Origin of the sequence: Mesorhizobium sp. M4A.F.Ca.ET.022.05.2.1 (assembly GCF_003998845.1) — a bacterium.
Classification (GTDB): Bacteria; Pseudomonadota; Alphaproteobacteria; order Rhizobiales; family Rhizobiaceae; genus Mesorhizobium.
Genome location: NZ_RZOJ01000010.1, coordinates 1 through 19,962, shown reverse-complemented (window position 1 = coordinate 19,962; position 19,962 = coordinate 1). Strand labels below are relative to the sequence as shown.

Genomic DNA, 19,962 nt, shown 5'->3' with positions numbered 1-19,962 from the left:
GACGGGCGCGGAGCGCAGATTTCGGCGAATGATCGGAAGCTGTTCGTGACGCGCGGGACGCCTCGGACCGACAATTGCATGTCAGCGAGAGGCTCGCCATGGACGACCTGGTGCGGATTGCTCGATGTGCGGGTGCAAGACCGGTGCTGCGGCTCACGGCCGTCTGCCTGCTGCTCTTCGCGATGGCGTCGCAGGCTCACGCGACCGACCGTCCCGCTGACCACCTGGCCGAAGTCGATCTGCAATTGATCCTGGCCGTGGACGTTTCGCCCTCGATGAGCAACGTTGAGCAACGAGTGCAACGCGACGGCTACGTCAGTGCCTTCCGCCACGCGGACATCGCGACGGCCATCAAGTCGGGAGAGCGGGGCAGAATTGCAGTGCTTTATCTGGAGTGGGCAGGGCCACACCAGCAAACAGTCATCATGCCGTGGACAATTGTTGAAGGCCGCGAGGACGCTCTGATCTTGGCAGACAGGCTCGCGGCGCTGCCGTTGACCGAAGGTCGCGGAACGTCGATCTCCGGCGCATTGTGGGCGGCGCGTGATCTGTTCGCGAAGAGTGGCTTGCGCAGCCCGCGCAGGGTTGTTGACGTATCCGGCGATGGACCCAACAATGCCGGAGCGCCGCTTGATCCCGTCCGGCAGGTCCTTCTGGCGGAAGGCGTGACGATCAACGGGCTGCCGATCGCACTGCCCCGCATTGGCTGGGCCGGCGGGTTTGCGATCTACGACCGTTCCTACCTGCAATCCTATTTCGAACGCTGCGTCATTGGCGGACCAGACGCATTTGCGATCGGCGTCACCGAGGCCACCATGTTCGCCACCGCGGTCCGGCTAAAGCTGGTGCGTGAAATTTCCATGAACATGGGTCAGGTGATCCACGCCGCCTACACCACGCGTTCCGACCGCACAGCCGACTGCAACATGATCGCTCAGTCGCCGGGCCGGTAAGTTCGGCAATGGGACCGCGATGCAGGGCAGCAACGGAATGCGGAGAGTCTAGTGGTGATGCGCTAAGTAATATGTGCGTTACCGAGCACCGCCCGGAGCCCTGAGTCGTTCTGGCGGAGACGTTCCTCGATCCATTGCGCCGTGCGGTCGTGGGCGTCCGAAAACAGCTCGGAATGCCGACTCCAATCCATGAATGTGCTCGAAACCTGCGGACAGACCAAGACATCCTCGTCACCGACGGCAATGTCCTGCGGCCCGTGTGCCAGCATACTCGCGGCAATAACCTGAAGCATGCTCGGAACCTGCGGCAGGCGGGCACGGCCGAAAGGGTTCAGCAGGGCGACCGCCAGTTCCGATCTTCCGGGGATGCGGTCGTAATCGACGTGGTATTTTTGCGGCCCACTGGACCCAAAGCTCACGATGACATTGGGGCCGGTCTTGAGTTCCCTCATCTGTTCCAGCGGCAAATTGTTCATGATGGCGCCGTCCACCAGCATATCGCCGTCAGCCGTAAAGAACGGCGGCAGGACACCCGGGAGCGAGCCGGATGCCCGAACGGCTTGCCAGAGTTTCCCACGAAGGTGGACGTGGGGCTGACGGCTGCTCAGATTGGTCGAAAGCGCAAAGAACGGAAGCCAAAGATCTTCGATCAGAACGTCGCCGTATTCCTCCCGAAGGGCTCGATCGAAGGCTTTGTGATCCAGAAGCGCGAAACGCGGCAAGGTGGGGCGCCGAAACGCCCTGCTCTTGACAAATACGTTGTGCGTGCCGCGGTCGATCTGCTCCGCGTCCAACCCTCTTGCGAAGCCGGCCATCATCGCGGCTCCGGAACTCGTCCCGCCGAGATAGTCGAAGCGCGCGCCCGCCTCGACGAAGGCCTTGTAGACGCCCAGATGGGCGCTGCCCAGGGACCCACCCCCCGCCGCCACGAAGCCGCGTGCCTTGCAGGAAATAAATCGGACCAGGCGCTGGATATCAGACGCGTCCTCCAGCGCAACATGATGATGCTGGCCGACATGGGGACGCTCATCGAGCCACGCAGAGGTGCCGGAGACCGCAGCCGAGCGATTGTCGTGAATTAGGACAAGCCGACCGGTCGATGGTGGATGGACCGATAGCGCCAATTCCTCGGACGTGTTCAAGCGAGGCGAGGAGGACGCGTTCGCTACAAGCAGAACGGTATCGGCCTGGCGAATGCAGACTCGTGTCCATTCATTAGGTTCTTCATCGGCGACGTAGACAACGAATTCAGCTTGCGCCTCCAGTTCGTTCAACCAGTTAAGGACCGGCTGGTCGTCGATCGGACGACCCGCGAATTTCGCGTGGACGTCATGCCGGGAAACGAACTGAGCGCGCGTGAGCGCACCGAGCTCTTGCTGTAGGTGCCCGATGAAAACCGGTGAGATGCGACTTCCGCCGGCTGCGATGATGGCAAGCGTTCGGATCTTGGCAGGTTTCTGACGTGACAAAATAGGAGATTGGGTGGCGAACCGGCGCGCCAGAGATGTTGTGACCGCCTCTCTCAGGTTCGGCAGAGCCTCGGCCGCCTTCTCGAAATGATTGCGACTGATTTCAAGGACGATCGAATCGCGCGCTGCAAGGACAGTGGCCGTACGGGGCAGCCCTGCAAAGAAACCAATTTCGCCGACGAGTTCGCCCTGAGCGATCTCGGCGACCGAGCCAATCTCATCTCCTTTGTGTACCGTAAAGCGACCGGACAGCACGACGAAGAACCTGTCCGATGGATCGCCTTCGCGAACCAGGACCTCACCGCGCCTTAGGACCCGACGGTCGGATTCGGCAGCCAAAGCCTCGAGCGCCAGCAACGACGCACGATCGAACATCAATGTCGCCGACAATAGTCTCGCGGCGAGAGAATCGACGGAGGACATTTGAGCCATCCCGGGACGCATTCGCTCCGGTGATTGTATCCCCTACCGCTCGTGTTTGCAGCGTCGCAAGGCGCGATCCGAGCCGAACCGCAACGTTGGCGGCTGGAGCCCGTCTATGGATCAAAATTCTGATGTGCCGACCTTATGCCAAGCATTGGTTCCCTGTGGCGTCTGCGAGGCGCTCGATCCGTGGCAACTGGTGGGTAGCAGCGAGAGGCTTCGGAAGCCTAGGTGTTGTTAACGGGGTAGCGGAGGACCGTTCTCTCCGCTTTCAACAATCGGCACCGGCCCATCTGTCGGTGGGAGCGATGGTAGCGGGAGAGGGACTTGAACCCCCGACCCCAGGATTATGATTCCCGTGCTCTAACCAACTGAGCTACCCCGCCAGGGCGGTGAAAGGCCCGAAATCTGCCTCAAACCGCAAGGCATGTCGGGGCGTTCACCAAGGTCGGCGCGGATATAAGGTTGGCAGGGCAAGCCTGTCAAGCTTCGATACGATCAGTCGCCCGGCATATTCGCGCAACCCCAAAAGCTTTGCCGGACAGGCATCTGATCTGGGCTACCGGGGTTGAGTTCGACCGGGCACGTCGCTATGTCTCGGCCACGAAATTCTAGAGTTTGAACGAATGAAGCCGCGCATTGCAGTCCTCGGTTGCGGATACTGGGGCAGCAACCATATCCGCACCCTCAAGGCGCTCGGCGCCTTGCACGCGGTTTCGGATCTCAATCGCGCCCGCGCGGAAGGCTTTGCCAGCGAGCAGGACTGCCTGGCGATCGAACCGGAGCAATTGTTCACCCGCGACGACGTCGACGCCATCATCATGGCGCTGCCGCCGCAGTTCCATGCCGACATGGCGGTGCGCGCCGTCGAGGGTGGCAAGGACGTGCTGGTGGAGAAGCCGATCGCGCTGACGGTGGCCGACGCCGAGCGCTCGGTCAAGGCGGCCAAGGATAATGGCCGCGTCTTCATGGTCGGCCATGTCCTGCGCTTCCACCCCGCCTTCGAGACGCTCAAGGGCCTGATCGACAATGGCGAGCTCGGCGAGGTGCGCTACATCCATTCGCATCGCCTCGGCCTCGGCAAGTTCCATACCGAGAACGACGCGCTGTGGGACCTCGCGCCGCACGATCTGTCGATGATCCTGGCGATCACCGGCACGGAACCGATCGAGGTCAGGGGCGAGGGCGCGGCGCTGCTCGACAATCTCAGCGACTTCGCGCATCTGCACATGCGCTTTCCCAACGGCCTGCGCAGCCATCTGTTCGCATCGCGGCTCAATCCCTATCGCGAGCGGCGGCTGACGGTTGTCGGCACCAAGGCTATGGCGGTGTTCGACGATGTCGAACCTTGGGAGCGCAAGCTTGCCGTCTATCGCCATGCGGTCTGGCAGGACAGCGGCCAGTGGGCCTTCACTACCAACGAGCCGTCCTATGTGGCGGTCGGTGAAGGCATGCCGCTGACGCGCGAACTCGCGCATTTCATGCAATGCATCGAAACCCGGGCCGAACCCCGCACCAGCGGCGAGGAAGCGATCAGGGTGCTGCGCATCCTGACGGCGGGTACAGTCACCCACACCGGATCTTCATCCTGAGCCTGGCCTAAACCGTCCAGAGGATCGTGGCGATGTGCCGCGCTATTCGGCGGGGATCTGCGCCGGGCGGGCGGCAAGCCGCGTCAGCATGGCCTCGGCCTCGGCGCCGCGCTCCGAGCGTTCGATGAAGCCGCCGCCGAACACGCGCGCCTCGTTGCCGTCGTCGGAATAGAGCACGCAGGCCTGGCCGGGCGCGATGCCCGACTCGCCGTCGACCAGTTCCACCGAGGTGACGCCATCGCGGTGATGCAGCACCGCCGGACGCGGCGGGCGCGTCGAGCGGACCTTGGCGAACAGCTCCAGCCCGCCGGCCGGCACGTCGGCGAGCGGCCCGTCGCCCAGCCAGTTCATGTTGCGCAGATAGATCTTGTGCGTCTCCAGCGCCTCGCGCGGGCCGACGATGACGCGGGCGCGGTCGGCGTCCAGATGGACGACATAGAGCGGCTCGCCGGAGGCGATGCCGATGCCGCGGCGCTGGCCGATCGTATAGCGCAGGATGCCTTCATGGCGGCCGAGCACGCGGCCGTCGATGTGGACGATGTCACCGGGATTGGCGGCGGCCGGCTTCAGCTTGGCGATGATGTCGGAATATTTGCCCTGCGGCACGAAGCAGATGTCCTGGCTGTCCTGCTTGGTGGCGACCGTTAGCCCCATCTCCTCGGCGATGGCGCGAACCTGCGGCTTCGACAGGCCACCCAGCGGAAAGCGCAGATAGTCGATCTGCGCCTGCGTGGTGGCGAACAGGAAATAGCTCTGGTCGCGGTCGGCATCGACCGGGCGGTAGAGCGCGCGATGGGCGCCGTTGGCGCCGGAGCGGATGTAGTGGCCGGTGGCCAAAGCATCGGCTCCAAGGTCCTGCGCGGTTGCCAGGAGGTCGGCAAACTTCACCGTCTGGTTGCACGAAACACAGGGTATCGGCGTTTCTCCGGCGACATAGGAATCGGCGAAGGGATCGATGACCGCCTTGCGGAAGCGCTCCTCGTAGTCGAGCACGTAATGCGGGATGCCGAGTGTCTCGGAGACACGGCGGGCATCGTCGATGTCCTGGCCGGCGCAGCACGAGCCGGCGCGATGTGTCGCCGCGCCATGGTCATAGAGCTGCAGCGTGACGCCGACGACGTCATAGCCTTCGCGCTTCAGGATGCCGGCGACGACAGAGGAATCGACGCCGCCCGACATGGCGACGACGACGCGGGTGTTTTCGGGGCGTCCGGGAAGGTCGAGGCTGTTCATGGTACTTTCGTTCTGCGTGGCGTCTGAATGCCAATGGCCGGAATATAGGTCAAGCACCCGCGTGGCGCCAGCGTCTCCCGGACGGGTCGATTTTTTGCCTGCAAAATCAATGCCCGGCGGCGCATCTCTCAAATGCCGAGGAAAACGCTAACGCGACGTTCACGATCCTTACCTAGTCATTAGGGTTCGCTTAGGCAATTTTTAAAGCTGTGGCGGTACTGTGGCGGGGATTGGGTCTTTGAGTTTTTTGTAGAGAGTACGATGACCGATCTGGTTAGACCGCGAGTCAAGTATGTTATCGGGCCTGACGGCAGCCCTCTTACGATTGCCGATCTGCCGCCGACCAATACACGGCGCTGGGTTATCCGGCGCAAGGCGGAAGTGGTGGCCGCGGTGCGTGGCGGCCTGCTCAGCCTCGAAGAGGCTTGCCAGCGCTACAAGCTCACCACCGAGGAATTCCTGTCCTGGCAAGCGTCGATCGACGAATACGGCCTTGCCGGGCTGCGCACGACGCGCATCCAACAATACCGGCATTGAGGCCTGTTCAGGCTAAACGAAGGGCGCGGTAAACCGCGCCCTTCGTTTTTTGTCGGATCGTCCCGCGCTCAGACTGCCAGCACCACCTTGCCGATCGGCCTGGCGGCGAGGAAGGCATGGGCGTCGCCGGCCCGCGCCAGCGGAAAGCTTTCCGCCACATGCACGGCAAGCTTTCTCGCATCGACCAATTTCCCGAGTTCAATGAGACCGTCGCGATCCGGCACCACCGACATGCGCTCGACGCGGATGCCGCGGGCGCCGGCCGTTGCCCTGGTGGCGTCGTGAACGTTAAGCAGCGACACCAGCATGCCGCCGTCACGCACGACTTTCAGCGACTGGTCGGCATGATCGCCGCCGATTGCGTCCAGCACCAGATCGACATCGCCGACCTTTTCGGTGAAATCACCTGCGGTGTAGTCGACGACCTCGTCGGCGCCGATCGAGCGCACGAAGTCGAGCTTGTCCGGACTGGCGGTCGCTATGACATGGGCGCCGTGCGCCTTGGCGATCTGCACCGCCAAATGGCCGACGCCGCCGGCCGCCGCGTGCACCAGCACGCGCTGACCCTTTCTCAGGCAGGCCTTGCCAGGCTGTCAGGCCGGCCAGGGGCAGCGCCGCGGCGTGGATGTGATCGATGCTTTCGGGCTTTGGCGCAATCTCATCGGCGGGGGCCACGGCCAGTTCGGCGTAGGCCGCCGCCTGCTTCGGAAAGTGCGGCATGCCGAACACCTGATCGCCAACCTTGAGGCCGGTAACATCGGGGCCAAGCGCCTCGATGGTTCCGGAAATGTCCCAGCCGAGGATGAAGGGCGGCTCGCCGAGCAGCGGATAGTTGCCGCCGCGCACCGCGCCGTCGACAGGGTTGATGCCGGCGGCGCTGACGCGGACCAGCACTTCGCCGGCCTTCGGCGCCGGGTCCGGCCGGTCGGCGATGACAAGGACGTCGGGACCGCCGACGGTATTCTGGGTAACGGCACGCATGAGAGGCTCCTCGATGTTGGTGTGCCGCTATCATTTGGATAGTAATATTCTCTTGTCTAGTATGTACCTTATCTATATATAGGCACCTCATGGATAGTGATTGCGGCGCCCCCTTCGGCTATGATGCATTCCGGCGGACGTGCCCTTCGCACACCGTGCTCGAAATGCTGGCCAGCAAATGGGTCTACCTGACCGTCTGCGCGCTGCGCCGCGGGCGGATGCGCAATGGCGAGCTGGCCCGCAAGCTCGAAGGCATCACGCCGAAAATGCTGACTCAGACGCTGCGTGTGCTCGAGCGCGACGGGCTGGTGCGGCGGGAGATCTTTCCGGTGATCCCGCCAAGGGTCGAATATGAGCTGACCGATCTCGGCCGGAACCTGGCGGGACTGCTCAATCAGATACGGTCCTGGTCGGAAGAGCACGCGCCCGACATCAAGGCGGCCCGCACCCGGGCATCGATGGACCGTCAAGCGGATCTTGCGACGCTGGACTGAGCGGCCGCCAGGCTCCTGGCCGGCGGTTCGCCGGCTTGCGTCGCGCGGATAGCGCTCGTCGGCGGCTTTACCCGATCATTGCGCTGCGGCCGCCGAGTTCGGCGTCGCGAATCTTGGTGTCGCGTGATTCCAGCATCTCTGCCTTGGAAAGCTCCGCTTCAGCTTCGCCGAGTAATGATTCGGCAGTGCTTCGCTGCTGGGCGAGGTCGCTTTGCGAATTTCTCAGGTTGTCGCGGCGCAGGCGCGCCGCCTTGGCGAAGGTCGGATAGGCAAAATGATTGATGTCGGTGATGCCGGCCTTCTTCTCCTCGGCGGCGATCTGCACCTCCAGTTCGACGGCCATGCGTTCGAACTCGGCGATCATCATGTCGAGCTGCAGCAGCTGCCGCCGCTTCTCATTCACCTGAAACTGTTTCAGCCGAACGAGGTTTTCACGTGACTTCATGATTCGGTACTCCCGGAAACGCACACCCGCACATATCGTCCAATCCGCTCGGAAAGGCCCAAGCGCTGCCCGTATCCCCTGGCTTTCCCCCCACTATGGGAAACAAACTCCTAAAGTTTTTTGCCGTTGGTAACCATTCGTTTACGGGCATTGTTAATCATACGGGCGAGGACTTAAGGCCGGGTAAAAATTCCGGCTTTCGACGGGAAGCCGACCAGCGAGTCCCTGGAGTCACTTAGGCTGGCTTATTAATGTGGTGCATTAGCGGTTTTGGTCTGTGATTCGTTATTAGATTCAAGAGGGTGTAGAAAGGGGTTAAAAAATCTGGTATCGTCCTCGGCACGAAATTAGGTTTTGTTAACCATTCGATGGCACCTTCTGTTCAGGCAATCACTGCTCCGGTCCCGGACGGGTCGTGACATGGTCCGGCAGCAGAAAAGGGGAATGAAATGCGTGTTCTGCTGATAGAAGATGACAGTGCAACCGCACAAAGCATCGAATTGATGCTGAAATCGGAAAGCTTCAATGTCTATACGACCGATCTCGGCGAAGAGGGTGTCGATCTCGGAAAGCTCTACGACTACGACATCATCCTTCTCGACCTCAATCTGCCGGACATGTCGGGCTATGAAGTCTTGAGAACGCTTCGCCTGTCCAAGGTGAAGACGCCTATATTGATCCTGTCCGGCATGGCCGGCATCGAGGACAAGGTGCGCGGCCTCGGCTTCGGCGCCGACGACTACATGACCAAGCCATTCCACAAGGACGAGTTGGTGGCGCGCATTCACGCCATCGTGCGGCGTTCCAAGGGCCATGCCCAGTCGGTCATCACCACCGGCGACCTGGTGGTCAACCTCGACGCCAAGACCGTCGAAGTCGGCGGCCAGCGCGTCCACCTGACCGGCAAGGAATACCAGATGCTGGAGCTGCTCTCGCTGCGCAAGGGCACCACGCTGACCAAGGAAATGTTCCTCAACCACCTCTATGGCGGCATGGACGAGCCGGAACTGAAGATCATCGACGTCTTCATCTGCAAGCTGCGCAAGAAGCTCGACGCGGCCTCCGGCGGCCAGAACTACATCGAGACCGTTTGGGGCCGCGGCTACGTGCTGCGCGAGCCGGAAGACATCCGCGTCAGCGCCTGACCCATTCTTTCGATTGCTCTTCAGCACAAAAAAACCCGGCTTCAGCCGGGTTTTTTGTGTTGAATGGCCAATCCTGGCCTGCCGTCAGGCGGCGATCTTCAGGACGCGGAATCGTTCCAGCAATTGCGGCCGGTTGAATGGTTTCAAGAGGTAGCCCTGGGCGCCGGCCCGCTTTGCCCGCATGATCGATGCGACATCGACCTCGACCAGAGAGACCAGGATCTGCGGCTTGACCGCGCTTTCCATTGCGCGCACCCGGCGAATGAAGTCCACCGCCTGCATGTCCGGCAGTCCGCCGTCGACAACGATGACGTCCGGCATGTCGGCGGCGCACACCTCAATGGCATCAAGCCCGCTGGCCGCTTCGATCACGGTGAAGTCGGAGCCACCGAGGATGCGCTTTGCGACCTTCCTGATGACGCTCGAATCGTCGACGAACAGGCAGCGTTTCATTTCCGGGTCCTCTTTGCCATTCCGGCGAACCGGCAACGTGCGGGTAACCGTGGCCACCATAGTTCAATCTGGTAAAGAAGCGGAAAAGCCGTTAGGTAAAGTTTTTGCAAAGATGCGCCTTGTTCGCTTTTGCGTCACGAACTCAGCCTGGACTGGCCGGAAAAACTTGCTTCGCCTGAATTTCAGGCTCCATCACAAATATTATCTGGAATAAATACTTTATCTGTTCTTGCCGGCGGATACAGCGCTCAGACGACCGACAGCACGATTTCCTCGGCTGTCGCATGGATCGATATCGTCATGTTGGCCTCGCGCGCCAGGAGCAGCGTGTAGTAGGGCTGGACGGAATGGGCGTCGATCGGCTCCTCGGGCTTATGACCGGAATGCAGTTCGAGGAATTTCGGCGGCACGCGCAGCATCGGACCGCTGGCCGACAGCGCAAAGCGCGGCTCGGCGTCGAGATTCTCGAGTGTGACGACAAGCTTGCCGCCGCGCGGGATGGCGGCGTTGGCGACGAGAATGAGGTTGAGCAGCAGCTTGACCTTGTTCTTGGGCAGGAGCGCGCGGGTTCCGTTCCACACCAGCTCCGGCTTCTCGTTCTTCAGGAAGGCGATGGCGACAGCCTCGGCGTCGCCGGTGTCGATCATCATGCCGGCGGAACCGGCGGCGCCGAAGGCAATGCGGGCAAATTGCAGCCGGGCCGAAGCGTTCTTGGCACTCTGGCGGATCAGTTTCATGGCGTCTTCGTCGGCGCCGCCCTCATCGAGCAATTCAAGGCCGTTGTTGATCGCGCCGACCGGCGAGATGATGTCGTGGCAGACCCGGCTGCACAGGAGCGCGGCAAGGTCGGGTGCGGAAAGGGTGAAAAGCTCGGCCATAGGCGAAGTCCCTGCTAAAGTTCACGTATTCACGGCCGAGCGATCAGTCGTTGCGCCCCGCCAACACGAATCACGCGCTCTCCCTGGGCACTCTGAATACACAGCGCCTGTGCGTGCAGCAACAAATCCAAAATTGTCGGCGGCGAAAATGGTGCTTTCGCGCAGAAATGCCGGGCCGGCGCAGCGACTCGTGGCCGGAGGCGGGGCTTCCCGGCCTTCGAACCGCCATCTTCATGTGAGAGTTTAATGGTTGAAAAAGGATTACGGCATAGTTTGCCCGTGAAAGTCACCTCAAGCGGCCGCCAAGAGCCGGAGGGGGTGCGAGGCGTCGGCGAAAGTGCTCCCTGACGGAGATTGGAAGCATGTTTTCCCGATACTACGACCGGAATCTTTTCCGCGTCATTTCCATGGCGATTGCCTTCTTCAGCGTTCTCGCCTTCTCAACCTCCGCGCTGCGGGCCCAGGAATATACCGCTCAGGAGATCGTCGATTCCGGCCACAAGTTCTTCGGCGCGACCTCTGGCGGCCTGGCCACGGTCGTCGAGAAGATTTTTGCGTCCTACGGCCTACCGAACGGTTACCTGCTCGGCGAGGAAGGGTCCGGCGCGCTGATCGGCGGCCTGACCTATGGCGAGGGCACCCTCTACACCAAGAATGCCGGCGACCATAAGGTGTTCTGGCAAGGCCCTTCGCTCGGCTGGGACTTCGGCGGCGAGGGGTCGCGCGTCATGATGCTTGTCTACAACCTCGACGACATAGGCAATCTCTATAACCGGTTCGGCGGCGTTGCCGGCTCCGCCTATGTCGTGGCGGGCGTCGGCTTCAACGTGCTGCAGAACAACAGGGTCCTGCTCGTTCCGATCCGGACCGGCGTCGGCGCCAGGCTCGGCGTCAATCTCGGCTATCTGAAACTTACGCAGCGGCCGACCTGGAACCCGTTCTGACAAGCTCATGGCCGCGCCAATCCGACATCAGTGCTTCGGCCTGTTGCAGGTCTTGCCGCGGCATGCTCTTGCCGCGGCGCTGGATTTCCGTCATGCCAAGGTGGCAAAGTCGAGCTTTGGCGGTTGCCGCCATCCATAGCGGATAGTCACCTTGGTCCAGTCGATCCTGTTTTTCGCCCTCGGCTTTCTTTGCGCCGGCTTCCTGGCGCTGCTTGTCGCTCCGGCCATCTGGCGCCGGGCGGTCGCGCTGACGCGCCGGCGGCTCGAGGCTTCGATGCCGCTGACGCTGGCCGAAATCCAGGCAGACAAGGATCAGGTCAGGGCCGAGTTCGCGATGTCGACGCGACGGCTGGAGATGATGGTCAAGGCCCTGCAGGAAAAAGCCGCCGAGCAGTTGGTCGAGATCGGCCGCGGCCGCGAGGCGCTTAAGGGGTTGGCGGTCGAGCGGAAGGACAAGAACCAGGCGCTTTCCGACCTCGAGGCGAGGACCGGGGAACTGCACCAGCGCGAGCAGCAGTTGCACCAACTGTCCGAGAAACTGGCGCATATGGAGCGCATGCTGGAGAAGCGCGCGCTCGAGCTGGAAAAGCTGGAGCACATGTACGACGATGCCAGCTTCGCCTCGAGCAACCGCCAGATCGAGCTGGTGGCACGCGAATCCGAGCTGGACAAGCTCGCCAACGACATCGCCATGCTGCGCGCCCAGCGCAAGGAAGCGGACAGGCGCAACCAGGAGACGACGGCCGAAAGCAAGGCCGCGCGCGAGGCCCTGAAGGCGGAAAAGAAAAGAACCGGCGAACTGGACAAGAAGGTCGAGCGGCTGCTCGCCACGCTTGCCGATCGCGAGGAGAAGCTCGACCGCCGCGAGAAGGAACTGCTACGGCATCGCGAGCGGGCGAAGGGCGAGGCCGCAGGGCCTGCTGCCGCGGCGTTGACGGTCGACGTTACCGGCAACGACATCGACAAGGCGATCGCCAGGCTTGATGGCGATCGCGAGCGGCTGGAGGCGCGGCTGACGACACTGGCGCGCGAGAACAAGCGGCTCAAGACTGACCTTGCCGCCCGGGAAACATCGAAGTCCGGTGCGGGCAATGATGCACGCAACGCAAGTGCTGCCTTGCGCGACCAGATGAACGAACTGGCCGCCGAGGTCGTCAACCTGACGATGAAGCTGGATGGACCGGATTCGCCGATCGCCAAGGCGCTCGCCTCTCCGCCGCGTGAAGGCCGACCGGCGAATGGGGAACGCGTCACCAGCCTTGCCGATCGTGTGCGGGCGCTGCAAAAGGCGCATTCGCCGAACGGAAGGTAGCGCGCACCGCCACCTGCTTGCACCCAGGGCCGGGCATCACCATGTCTGATGCCATGATCCTCCGTGCGGTCGCCGCGATTTTCCTGCTCGCTCTCTGGCTCTTTTATCCGCTGCTTTCTGCGCTGTTGGATGTCGCGACGTCGCTGTGGGGTATCACCGAAATGGCCTGCGATGCGCGATCGAGGGCAACCGGCGCTCCAGTGCCGCTGGCAGACGACATGGAGGTCTTCAGGATCGAGGCCGCCCCGAGTGAGATCGGCACGACGCGCATCGTTCCGAAACCAGATCAGTCTTCGACCACGTCTCTCATAGGCGATGTCAGCCGCGCGAAAAATGATGCAGCGCGATTGCCGATGCGGCCGCGACATTGAGGCTGTCGAAGCCTTGCGCCATAGCGATCCGCACCGTGCGCAATTGGGAGAGCAAGCCCTCGGGCAGGCCTTCGCCTTCGGTGCCGAGATAGAGCGCCAGCCGCTTCGACCTCTGCGCATCGCGGATATCTGTCTCGCCGCTTGGCGACAGCGCGAACTGGCCAAAGCCCGACTGATCGAGCAGGGCGGTGAAAGCGGCGGTGTCGTCAAAGGATGCGAAGGGGACTTTCAGCGCCGCGCCGACCGACACGCGAATGGCTTTTCGGTACAACGGATCGCAGCAGGTCGCGTCCATAAAGACCGCATCGGCGCCGAAGGCGGCGGCGTTGCGGAAGATCGCGCCCATATTGTCGTGGTTGGCAATGCCGACGAGAACGACGATAAGCGCGCCGCCGGGCAAGGTGTCGAGCAAGGCCTCGGCGGACTGCGCCGGACCCCTGCTGCCGATCGCCAATATGCCGCGATGCATGTGGAACCCGGCGATCCCGTCGATGATCTCGCTGGTGGCGATATAAACCGGAAGGTCAGCCGGAGCCTTGCGCAAGGTGGTGTCGAGGCCCGCCAGCCGATTTTCGAGGACCAGCACCGATTCGGCGGCAAAGCGGCCGGCCGAGAAGAGCACGTCGAGCACCACCTTGCCCTCGGCGACGAAACGGCCGTGACGGCCAACGAGATCGCGCTCGCGGATATCGAGATAGGCGGCGACGCGCGGGTCACCTGGATCGTCGATGCGGATAAGGTCCATGCGCTGCCCAGCCGAGGATTCAAAGTGCCGGAGCGTGGCTCGTGGGTCCATCTGGACCCAAGCCACGCTCTGGCGATCGTCAGCGAGGTAAGGAGCGATCGGGCCTGCCGGTCAAGCCCCGGCGCGCCGCAGCCGATGGGCCATCTGGGACAGATCGCCGTCGCCGAAGATGCCGTCCAACATGCGAAGCAGCTCGCGCGCGGCGTCGGACTTGCAGGAATAGTAGATCATCTGCCGGTCGCGGCGGGTCTCGACCAGGTCAAGCCCCCGCAACTTCGCCAGATGCTGAGACAGGGCGGACTGGCTCAGCTGGACTTTTTCGGCGATGGCGCCGACCGACATTTCACCGTCGACCAGATAGCTCATGATCAACAGCCGTTTCTCATTGCCCATGAGCGTCAGAAACGTGGCTGCCGATTCGGCGTTGGCGATTAGCTTGCTCGAGATCATCGATGCCCCATGTTTTTTCAGCTCATCCAGGCGCTATGGGGGCAATAGCGTCTGATTCCATGAATTCACCTGTGGATGCCCGCTGCTGAATCAGCGACACACCAAAGGGTAGAACATTTCTTCCAAATCTCAAGACTTGCTTTTGATTCAAGACAATTAACTACCGCTCTTGTGAATAGCCGGCTGCGCGGCCGGCCTTTGCCATGTCGACCAGGACGGGCCGCAACTCACGCGCGGCTTTCAGGGGCTCAGGAAAGAAGACCCGGCATAGGGCATCGCCAGCCGCCAGGTCCATGCCTTCGGCATCGAAACCAGTGGCGACCCAGCCGTCTCCCTCGGCCTTGGCGAAATGGCGCGCATAAACGGCAATCGCGTCTAGATGGTCGGCATTCATGTGGTCGAGTGCCGATTGCTCGCCTTCGGCCAGTTCCTCGACGATCGGTCCGGCGATGACGAGGTCGGCGCGGTCGAGCAGGTAGGCCTTGCCGAAACCGCCATTGAGGCTGGCGCGTTCCGGTTCGAGGCGGAAAATAGAGAAGTCGCCGAGTCCGACGTAAAGCTTCGCCTTGGGGTTGCGGTTGAGGTAGCGCCGCTCGGCGCGCATATGTTCGGCCGAACCGCGCTCCAGCCGCCTTGCGCGACAGACAAGGGTTATCCGTGGGTGCGCCAGCGGATCGCCCTTGCCGGGCTCGCCGACGAGCAGCGAGCAACGCGGGTCGGCAAGCAGCGCGCCGGTGTGCGCCGACAGCATCGAGACCAGGATCAGCGGAGCGCCGTCGCTGTCGGTGGCGACGCCGACCCGGCTCGCCAGCGGCGCTGCGGTCTCAGGGTCGATCACAGCCAGGGCGCCGAAACGGGCGCCGCGGATCAGCGTCTTAGCCAGCCTGACCGCTGCGGCGTCGGTCTCGCGGATGACGTCTTTTTTCCGATCGACCAAAAGCGCTCCCCGTTAAGCTGATCTTTCTGCTCCGCTTATCATCCGATCACACCGGATTTGACAAGGGCGGCAATCTCGCTTTCAGCCATGCCGTAGCGCGCCAGAACCATCTCCGGCTTAAGATCACGATCGGTCGGCGCGGTGGCCAGCGCTGACGGCGTTTGCGAGAAGCGCGGCGCCGGGGCAGGGCGATCGAGATTGCCTGATTGCACAAAGGCGCCGCGGGCGCGACTGTGCGGATGATCCCTTGCCTCCAGCAAGGACAACACCGGGGCGACGCAGGCATCGCTTGCGGCGAAAAGCGCTTCCCAGTCGTTGCGGGTCTTTTGTTTCATCCGCGCGGCGATTTCGGCGCGCATGGCCGGCCATGTCGTCCTGTCGTATTGACCATGCGCGAAGCGCGGGTCGAGCGGGAGCAGCCTGGCGAATTCGGCGAAGAAGCGGGGCTCGAGGCAGCCGACCGCGACATGGCGCGCGTCCGCCGTCTCGTAAGTATCGTAGAAGGGCGCGCCGGAATCGAGCAGGTTCTCGCCGCGTGCGTCGCTCCAGAGGCCGGCCGCCATGAAGGCGTGTATCGGCGTTGCCAGCATGGAAGCGCCTTCAACCATGGCGGCATCGATCACCTGGCCCTTGCCGGAACGCGAGCGCTGGAACAAAGCAGCGAGCACGCCAGCAACCAACATCATGGCGCCACCGCCATAGTCGGCGACGAGGTTGAGCGGCGGGACCGGCGGGCTTCCCTGCCTGCCGATGGCGTGCAGCAGGCCGGAATAGCCGAGATAGGTGATGTCGTGGCCGGCGCGGTCCGAAAGCGGCCCGCCCTGGCCGAAGCCGGTCAGGCGGCCGTAGATCAGCGCCGGATTGCGCGCCAGCACCGTGTCAGGCCCGAGACCAAGCCGCTCCATGACGCCAGGGCGATAGCCCTCGATCAGCATGTCGGCCCTTTCGGCGAGGCCGAGCAGCAGGTCGGCGCCTTCGCCGCGCTTCAGATCGACACGCAGGATGGAGCGGCCGTGACGGTCGAGATCGTATTCGCCCGGCAGGTCCAGCAAAGGCTGACTGGGGCCGGCGCGCTCGATGCGCAAGACCTCGGCGCCCATTTCCGACAGCATCAGCCCGACCAGCGGCAATGGGCCGAGGCCAGCCATCTCGATCACCGTCAGGCCGACCAGCGGACCGGCCTTTCCGGCAGCGGGGATGCCGGTGTCCATCGGGGCTATTTGGGCGCCATGCGGATGGCGCCGTCGAGGCGGATGGTCTCGCCGTTCAGCATCTGGTTCTCGACAATATGGAGTGCAAGTGCCGCATATTCGGACGGCTCGCCGAGGCGGGACGGGAACGGTACCGCTGCGCCGAGCGAATCCTGCACCTCCTGCGGCATGCCGGCCATCATCGGCGTCCGGAAGATGCCGGGCGCGATGGTGCAGACGCGTATGCCTGAGCGAGCAAGGTCGCGGGCGACCGGCAGCGTCATGCCGACCACGCCGCCCTTGGAGGCCGAATAGGCTGCCTGGCCAATCTGGCCGTCATAAGCGGCGACTGACGCCGTGTTGACGATGACACCGCGCTCGCCGCCTTCCAGCGCATCGAGCTTGGCGGCGCGGTCGGCGACAAGGCGGATCATGTTGAAGGTACCGATCAGGTTGATCTCGATCACCTTGCGGTACTGGTCGAGCGCATGCGGACCCTCCTTGCCGATCGTCTTCATGCCGATGGCGATGCCGGCGCAATTGACGAGGATGCGCGGCTCGCCAAGCTTCTGCGCCACCTCGCCGACGGCGATAACGCCGCTGGCGTTGCTGCTGACGTCACACTGGACGGCGATGCCGCCAATATCGGCTGCCACCTTTTGCGCGCGCTCGACGCCGACATCGAGGATGGCGACGTGCGCACCCCTGGCGGCAAGCGCGCGAGCCGTCGCTTCGCCGAGGCCGGAGCCGCCGCCGGTGACGATCGAAATCTGGCCATTCGGGTTCATGCGGCGTCCTCCACGTTTTTCCCGGTCATGCTACGAAGGACGTCACGACGGCGCAACGGCAGACGGGGTCAATCGAAGCTTGACCGGGATCAATCGTGCCGATTGAGCCGTCGATCAGGCCATTGCCGGAACTTGGTCCGGCACACGCGCCTGATCCGCATGGCCGACCTCGCCCACGAATTTGGCCACGGCGCCGGGTGTGATTTCGTGGTGAAGCAGCCTGTCGAGATCGACGGGCCGCGGCATGGAAATCTGACCGCGCGGGAAGCGTTTGAAGCCGAGCGGGCCATAATAGGGCTCGTCGCCGACAAGGATCACCGCCGGCGCGCCGGCCTTGACGGCGGCTTCGAGCGCAATCGCCACGAGCCGGCGGCCGATGCCGAGGTTCTTGAAGGCGGGGCGCACAGCGAGCGGTCCGAGCATCATGGCGCGTCCGGCGCCGGCGGCCACGCGTGTCATCCGCACCGAGGCGATGACGGTATCGCCATCGACGGCGACGAAGGACATTGCACGTTCGTGCCCTCCCGCCTCGCGGATCTTGTAGGCGGCGAGCACGAAGCGGCCCGGCCCGAAGGCTTCGTCGTTGATGGCTTCGATTTCGGAGTCATGCGCCGGGGTTTCCGGCAGGTATTCGACGTCGGCAAGGCTCATGGTCTTCGCGTTCCGGTATGCGAGGAAGGGTTTGCTGCAAGCGGCAGCGTTCGCCAGTCAGCGCTTCATCAAGCGCGGGCGCCCTTTCGTCGTCGGTCGAACCGGATCGTGGCAAAGTCAAACATGCGGAGTTCCCGCTAGCAAAAATTTCCGGCCGCTGCAATCCGCACAATTTCATCGACCGTTTGGGCCGAGTGACGGTCTGTTCAGCACATCGGGCCTTCGGGATCGCGACCCTGCGCCTACATGGGCCTCAGGGCGCAATGGAGTTTTGCATGGGATTGCTGGTCGAAGGCAGGTGGCAGGATCGCTGGTACGATACGGCCGACAGCGGCGGCAGGTTCGTGCGGGCGCAGTCGCAATGGCGTGACTGGATCACGCGCGACGGGGCGCCTGCCGAAGGCCGTTCGCGCGGCTTCAAGGCCGAGCCCGGCCGCTACCATCTTTATGTCTCGCTGGCGTGTCCGTGGGCGCACCGGACACTGATCTTCCGGGTGCTGAAGAAGTTGGAAGATGTCATTTCGGTATCGGTGGTGCATCATTTGATGGGCGCGCACGGCTGGACTTTCCTGCCGCAGGATGGCGCCACCGGCGACACGCTGTACGGCCTCGATTTCCTGCACCAGATCTACAGCAAGGCCGACCCGGCCTATTCGGGCCGGGTGACGGTGCCGGTGCTGTGGGACAAGAAGGAAGAAACGATCGTCTCCAACGAATCTTCCGAGATCATTCGCATGCTCAATTCGGCCTTCGACGAATGGGGAGACATGGGGCTCGATTTATATCCCGAGGCGCTGCGCGCGGAGATCGATCGCGTCAACGCTGTGGTCTATCCGGCCATCAACAACGGCGTCTATCGCGCCGGCTTCGCCACCACGCAAGCCGCCTATGAGGAGGCGTTCGAAGAGTTGTTTTCTGTGCTCGACCAGATGGAGACGCGACTGTCAAAGCAGCGCTATCTCGCAGGCGACGCATCACCGAGGCGGACTGGCGGTTGTTCACCACGCTGGTGCGGTTCGACCCGGTCTATGTCGGGCACTTCAGGTGCAATCTGCGCCGCATCGCCGACTATCCGAACCTGTCGAACTATCTGCGCGACCTCTATCAGGTGCCAAGCGTTTCGGGCACGGTCAACCTGCATCACATCAAGGCGCATTACTACGGCAGCCACAGAATGATCAATCCGACGGGCATCGTGCCGGTCGGGCCGGAAATCGACTACGCAGCGCCGCACGACCGGGCGCGGTTTGGGAAAGCTGCCTAGGCTTACCAGTAGGGCGAGATCTCAGCCTTCGTGAAAATCTCGGCGATCCGCCGCAGCGTTGCAGGCGTCGTCGCTTCCGGCAAGCGGTCAAGCGGGAAGAAGCCGGCCTCGGCGATTTCATGGTCGGGCAGTTTTCGCGTCGTCTGGCTGAAATTCTCGATCAGATAGAAACCGACATGATCGCGCCTGCTGGAGCGGCGGTTGAAATGCACCGACTTCAGCTCTGGCGGCGCCGTCATGCTGATGTTGCCCTCCTCGGCAAGCTCGCGCGCCAGCGCCTCCAGAAGTGTTTCGCCGACCTCGACGCCGCCGCCCGGCAACTGCCAGCCGGGCACATAGGTGTGTCGGATCAGGAAGATGCTATTGGCGGTGCGGTCGTGAACCAGTCCGCGCACGCCGAGCGTCATCGGCCGCCTGAGCAGGAAAGACAGATGGAACAACCTTGCCCTGAGACCCGGCCAGCCGGTCTGACGCATGGCCGCTTCCGGATCGAGCGGCGCCGTCATCCGCGGAACCGCGATTCGACGCAAAACCATGAGTGGAAAGCAGGCACCGGCTCGCTTATGAAAGAGCAATGTTCAGGCTCGCGCATATTTCCGATGTCCATCTGGGGCCGCTTCCCGGTGTAACCTATCGCGAACTCGCCTCCAAGCGCGTGGTCGGCTATGTCAACTGGCAGCGCAATCGCCGCCGCCACATGCATGATG

Annotated in this window: 21 protein-coding genes, 1 tRNA gene and 3 pseudogenes; 10 read left to right on the top strand and 15 right to left on the bottom strand. The window is 62.9% G+C overall.

From position 1 onward, the window contains the following. The first annotated feature begins 98 nt into the window (after positions 1 to 98). Positions 99 to 953 (top strand): DUF1194 domain-containing protein, encoded by an 855-nt coding sequence (locus tag EN745_RS02620; RefSeq protein ID WP_126058544.1) that lies wholly within the window; start codon positions 99 to 101, stop codon positions 951 to 953. A gap of 62 nt (positions 954 to 1,015) precedes the next feature. On the opposite strand, the gene EN745_RS02615 is transcribed toward EN745_RS02620, so the two are convergent. Continuing rightward, positions 1,016 to 2,845: a patatin-like phospholipase family protein gene (locus EN745_RS02615; RefSeq protein ID WP_189362934.1), complete on the bottom strand. Its 1,830-nt coding sequence runs from the start codon at positions 2,843 to 2,845 to the stop codon at positions 1,016 to 1,018. A 309-nt stretch (positions 2,846 to 3,154) separates the two neighbouring features. Next, a tRNA-Met gene (locus tag EN745_RS02610) sits at positions 3,155 to 3,231 on the bottom strand. Positions 3,232 to 3,471: 240 nt separating this feature from the next. Between EN745_RS02610 and EN745_RS02605 the strand changes: the two genes are divergently transcribed. Continuing rightward, positions 3,472 to 4,437 (top strand): Gfo/Idh/MocA family oxidoreductase, encoded by a 966-nt coding sequence (locus EN745_RS02605; protein ID WP_126058589.1) that lies wholly within the window; start codon positions 3,472 to 3,474, stop codon positions 4,435 to 4,437. Positions 4,438 to 4,479: 42 nt separating this feature from the next. Here the strand turns inward: EN745_RS02605 and mnmA are convergent, their stop codons facing one another. Then, on the bottom strand, positions 4,480 to 5,670 hold the full coding sequence (gene mnmA, locus EN745_RS02600) for a tRNA 2-thiouridine(34) synthase MnmA (RefSeq protein ID WP_126058590.1): 1,191 nt from the start codon (positions 5,668 to 5,670) through the stop codon (positions 4,480 to 4,482). A gap of 261 nt (positions 5,671 to 5,931) precedes the next feature. On the opposite strand from mnmA, the gene EN745_RS02595 reads away from it, so the two are divergent. After that, positions 5,932 to 6,207 (top strand): DUF1153 domain-containing protein, encoded by a 276-nt coding sequence (locus EN745_RS02595; RefSeq protein WP_006203587.1) that lies wholly within the window; start codon positions 5,932 to 5,934, stop codon positions 6,205 to 6,207. Positions 6,208 to 6,275: 68 nt separating this feature from the next. Here EN745_RS02595 and EN745_RS36765 read toward each other — a convergent pair whose 3' ends face one another. Both EN745_RS36765 and EN745_RS36760 read right to left on the bottom strand, forming a co-directional pair. Further along, entirely contained in the window at positions 6,276 to 6,764 is a 489-nt protein-coding gene (locus tag EN745_RS36765) for a zinc-binding dehydrogenase (protein WP_245487609.1), read from the bottom strand. Between the two features lie 190 nt (positions 6,765 to 6,954). Beyond that, positions 6,955 to 7,188: pseudogene (locus tag EN745_RS36760) on the bottom strand (zinc-binding alcohol dehydrogenase family protein); the annotation flags it as partial. Between the two features lie 164 nt (positions 7,189 to 7,352). Between EN745_RS36760 and EN745_RS02585 the strand changes: the two are divergent. Continuing rightward, positions 7,353 to 7,682: a helix-turn-helix domain-containing protein gene (locus EN745_RS02585; protein WP_245487607.1), complete on the top strand. Its 330-nt coding sequence runs from the start codon at positions 7,353 to 7,355 to the stop codon at positions 7,680 to 7,682. Between the two features lie 67 nt (positions 7,683 to 7,749). On the opposite strand, the gene EN745_RS02580 is transcribed toward EN745_RS02585, so the two are convergent. Beyond that, positions 7,750 to 8,127 carry a flagellar export protein FliJ gene (locus tag EN745_RS02580; RefSeq protein ID WP_126058593.1) on the bottom strand — a complete coding sequence of 126 codons (378 nt, stop codon included), beginning with the start codon at positions 8,125 to 8,127 and terminating at the stop codon, positions 7,750 to 7,752. Between the two features lie 449 nt (positions 8,128 to 8,576). On the opposite strand from EN745_RS02580, the gene ctrA reads away from it, so the two are divergent. Beyond that, a complete protein-coding gene (gene ctrA, locus EN745_RS02575) occupies positions 8,577 to 9,272 on the top strand; it encodes a cell cycle two-component system response regulator CtrA (RefSeq protein ID WP_006203583.1) in 696 nt (231 codons plus the stop codon). A gap of 84 nt (positions 9,273 to 9,356) precedes the next feature. Here ctrA and EN745_RS02570 read toward each other — a convergent pair whose 3' ends face one another. Together EN745_RS02570 and EN745_RS02565 are read right to left on the bottom strand one after the other, a co-directional pair. Continuing rightward, positions 9,357 to 9,725 carry a response regulator gene (locus EN745_RS02570; RefSeq protein WP_126058594.1) on the bottom strand — a complete coding sequence of 123 codons (369 nt, stop codon included), beginning with the start codon at positions 9,723 to 9,725 and terminating at the stop codon, positions 9,357 to 9,359. A gap of 248 nt (positions 9,726 to 9,973) precedes the next feature. Next, positions 9,974 to 10,603 carry a histidine phosphotransferase family protein gene (locus tag EN745_RS02565; protein WP_126058595.1) on the bottom strand — a complete coding sequence of 210 codons (630 nt, stop codon included), beginning with the start codon at positions 10,601 to 10,603 and terminating at the stop codon, positions 9,974 to 9,976. A gap of 362 nt (positions 10,604 to 10,965) precedes the next feature. Between EN745_RS02565 and EN745_RS02560 the strand changes: the two genes are divergently transcribed. The 3 genes from EN745_RS02560 (at position 10,966) to EN745_RS02550 (ending at position 13,230) form a co-directional block, all read left to right on the top strand. Further along, positions 10,966 to 11,547, top strand: coding sequence for a DUF1134 domain-containing protein (locus EN745_RS02560; RefSeq protein ID WP_126058596.1), 582 nt, complete (start codon positions 10,966 to 10,968; stop codon positions 11,545 to 11,547). 151 nt (positions 11,548 to 11,698) lie between these two features. Continuing rightward, positions 11,699 to 12,859: a hypothetical protein gene (locus tag EN745_RS02555; protein WP_126058597.1), complete on the top strand. Its 1,161-nt coding sequence runs from the start codon at positions 11,699 to 11,701 to the stop codon at positions 12,857 to 12,859. 41 nt (positions 12,860 to 12,900) lie between these two features. After that, positions 12,901 to 13,230: a hypothetical protein gene (locus EN745_RS02550; protein WP_127406638.1), complete on the top strand. Its 330-nt coding sequence runs from the start codon at positions 12,901 to 12,903 to the stop codon at positions 13,228 to 13,230. On the opposite strand, the gene EN745_RS02545 is transcribed toward EN745_RS02550, so the two are convergent. The 6 genes from EN745_RS02545 to EN745_RS02520 form a co-directional block, all read right to left on the bottom strand. Further along, positions 13,178 to 13,975 (bottom strand): RNA methyltransferase, encoded by a 798-nt coding sequence (locus tag EN745_RS02545; RefSeq protein WP_126058599.1) that lies wholly within the window; start codon positions 13,973 to 13,975, stop codon positions 13,178 to 13,180. The two genes, EN745_RS02550 and EN745_RS02545, sit on opposite strands and share 53 nt — an antisense overlap. A 111-nt stretch (positions 13,976 to 14,086) precedes the next feature. After that, complete coding sequence (locus EN745_RS02540) at positions 14,087 to 14,425, bottom strand: metalloregulator ArsR/SmtB family transcription factor (RefSeq protein ID WP_126058600.1); 339 nt, start codon at positions 14,423 to 14,425, stop codon at positions 14,087 to 14,089. Between the two features lie 160 nt (positions 14,426 to 14,585). Then, entirely contained in the window at positions 14,586 to 15,362 is a 777-nt protein-coding gene (locus tag EN745_RS02535; RefSeq protein WP_127420464.1) for a HugZ family protein, read from the bottom strand. A gap of 38 nt (positions 15,363 to 15,400) precedes the next feature. Continuing rightward, positions 15,401 to 16,573 carry a CaiB/BaiF CoA-transferase family protein gene (locus EN745_RS02530; RefSeq protein WP_126058602.1) on the bottom strand — a complete coding sequence of 391 codons (1,173 nt, stop codon included), beginning with the start codon at positions 16,571 to 16,573 and terminating at the stop codon, positions 15,401 to 15,403. A 5-nt stretch (positions 16,574 to 16,578) separates the two neighbouring features. Beyond that, positions 16,579 to 17,340, bottom strand: a complete 762-nt coding sequence (locus EN745_RS02525; protein ID WP_127420463.1) for a 3-hydroxyacyl-CoA dehydrogenase — start codon at positions 17,338 to 17,340, stop codon at positions 16,579 to 16,581. A 114-nt stretch (positions 17,341 to 17,454) separates the two neighbouring features. After that, positions 17,455 to 17,991, bottom strand: a complete 537-nt coding sequence (locus EN745_RS02520) for an N-acetyltransferase (protein WP_126058604.1) — start codon at positions 17,989 to 17,991, stop codon at positions 17,455 to 17,457. A 275-nt stretch (positions 17,992 to 18,266) separates the two neighbouring features. Here EN745_RS02520 and EN745_RS02515 point away from each other — a divergent pair. Then, a pseudogene (locus tag EN745_RS02515) lies at positions 18,267 to 19,255 on the top strand (glutathione S-transferase family protein). Between the two features lie 2 nt (positions 19,256 to 19,257). On the opposite strand, the gene EN745_RS02510 reads toward EN745_RS02515, so the two are convergent. Continuing rightward, positions 19,258 to 19,761, bottom strand: a complete 504-nt coding sequence (locus EN745_RS02510; RefSeq protein ID WP_126058606.1) for an NUDIX domain-containing protein — start codon at positions 19,759 to 19,761, stop codon at positions 19,258 to 19,260. A gap of 68 nt (positions 19,762 to 19,829) precedes the next feature. Between EN745_RS02510 and EN745_RS36755 the strand changes: the two are divergent. Continuing rightward, positions 19,830 to 19,962 (top strand): annotated as a pseudogene (locus tag EN745_RS36755) (metallophosphoesterase); the annotation flags it as partial.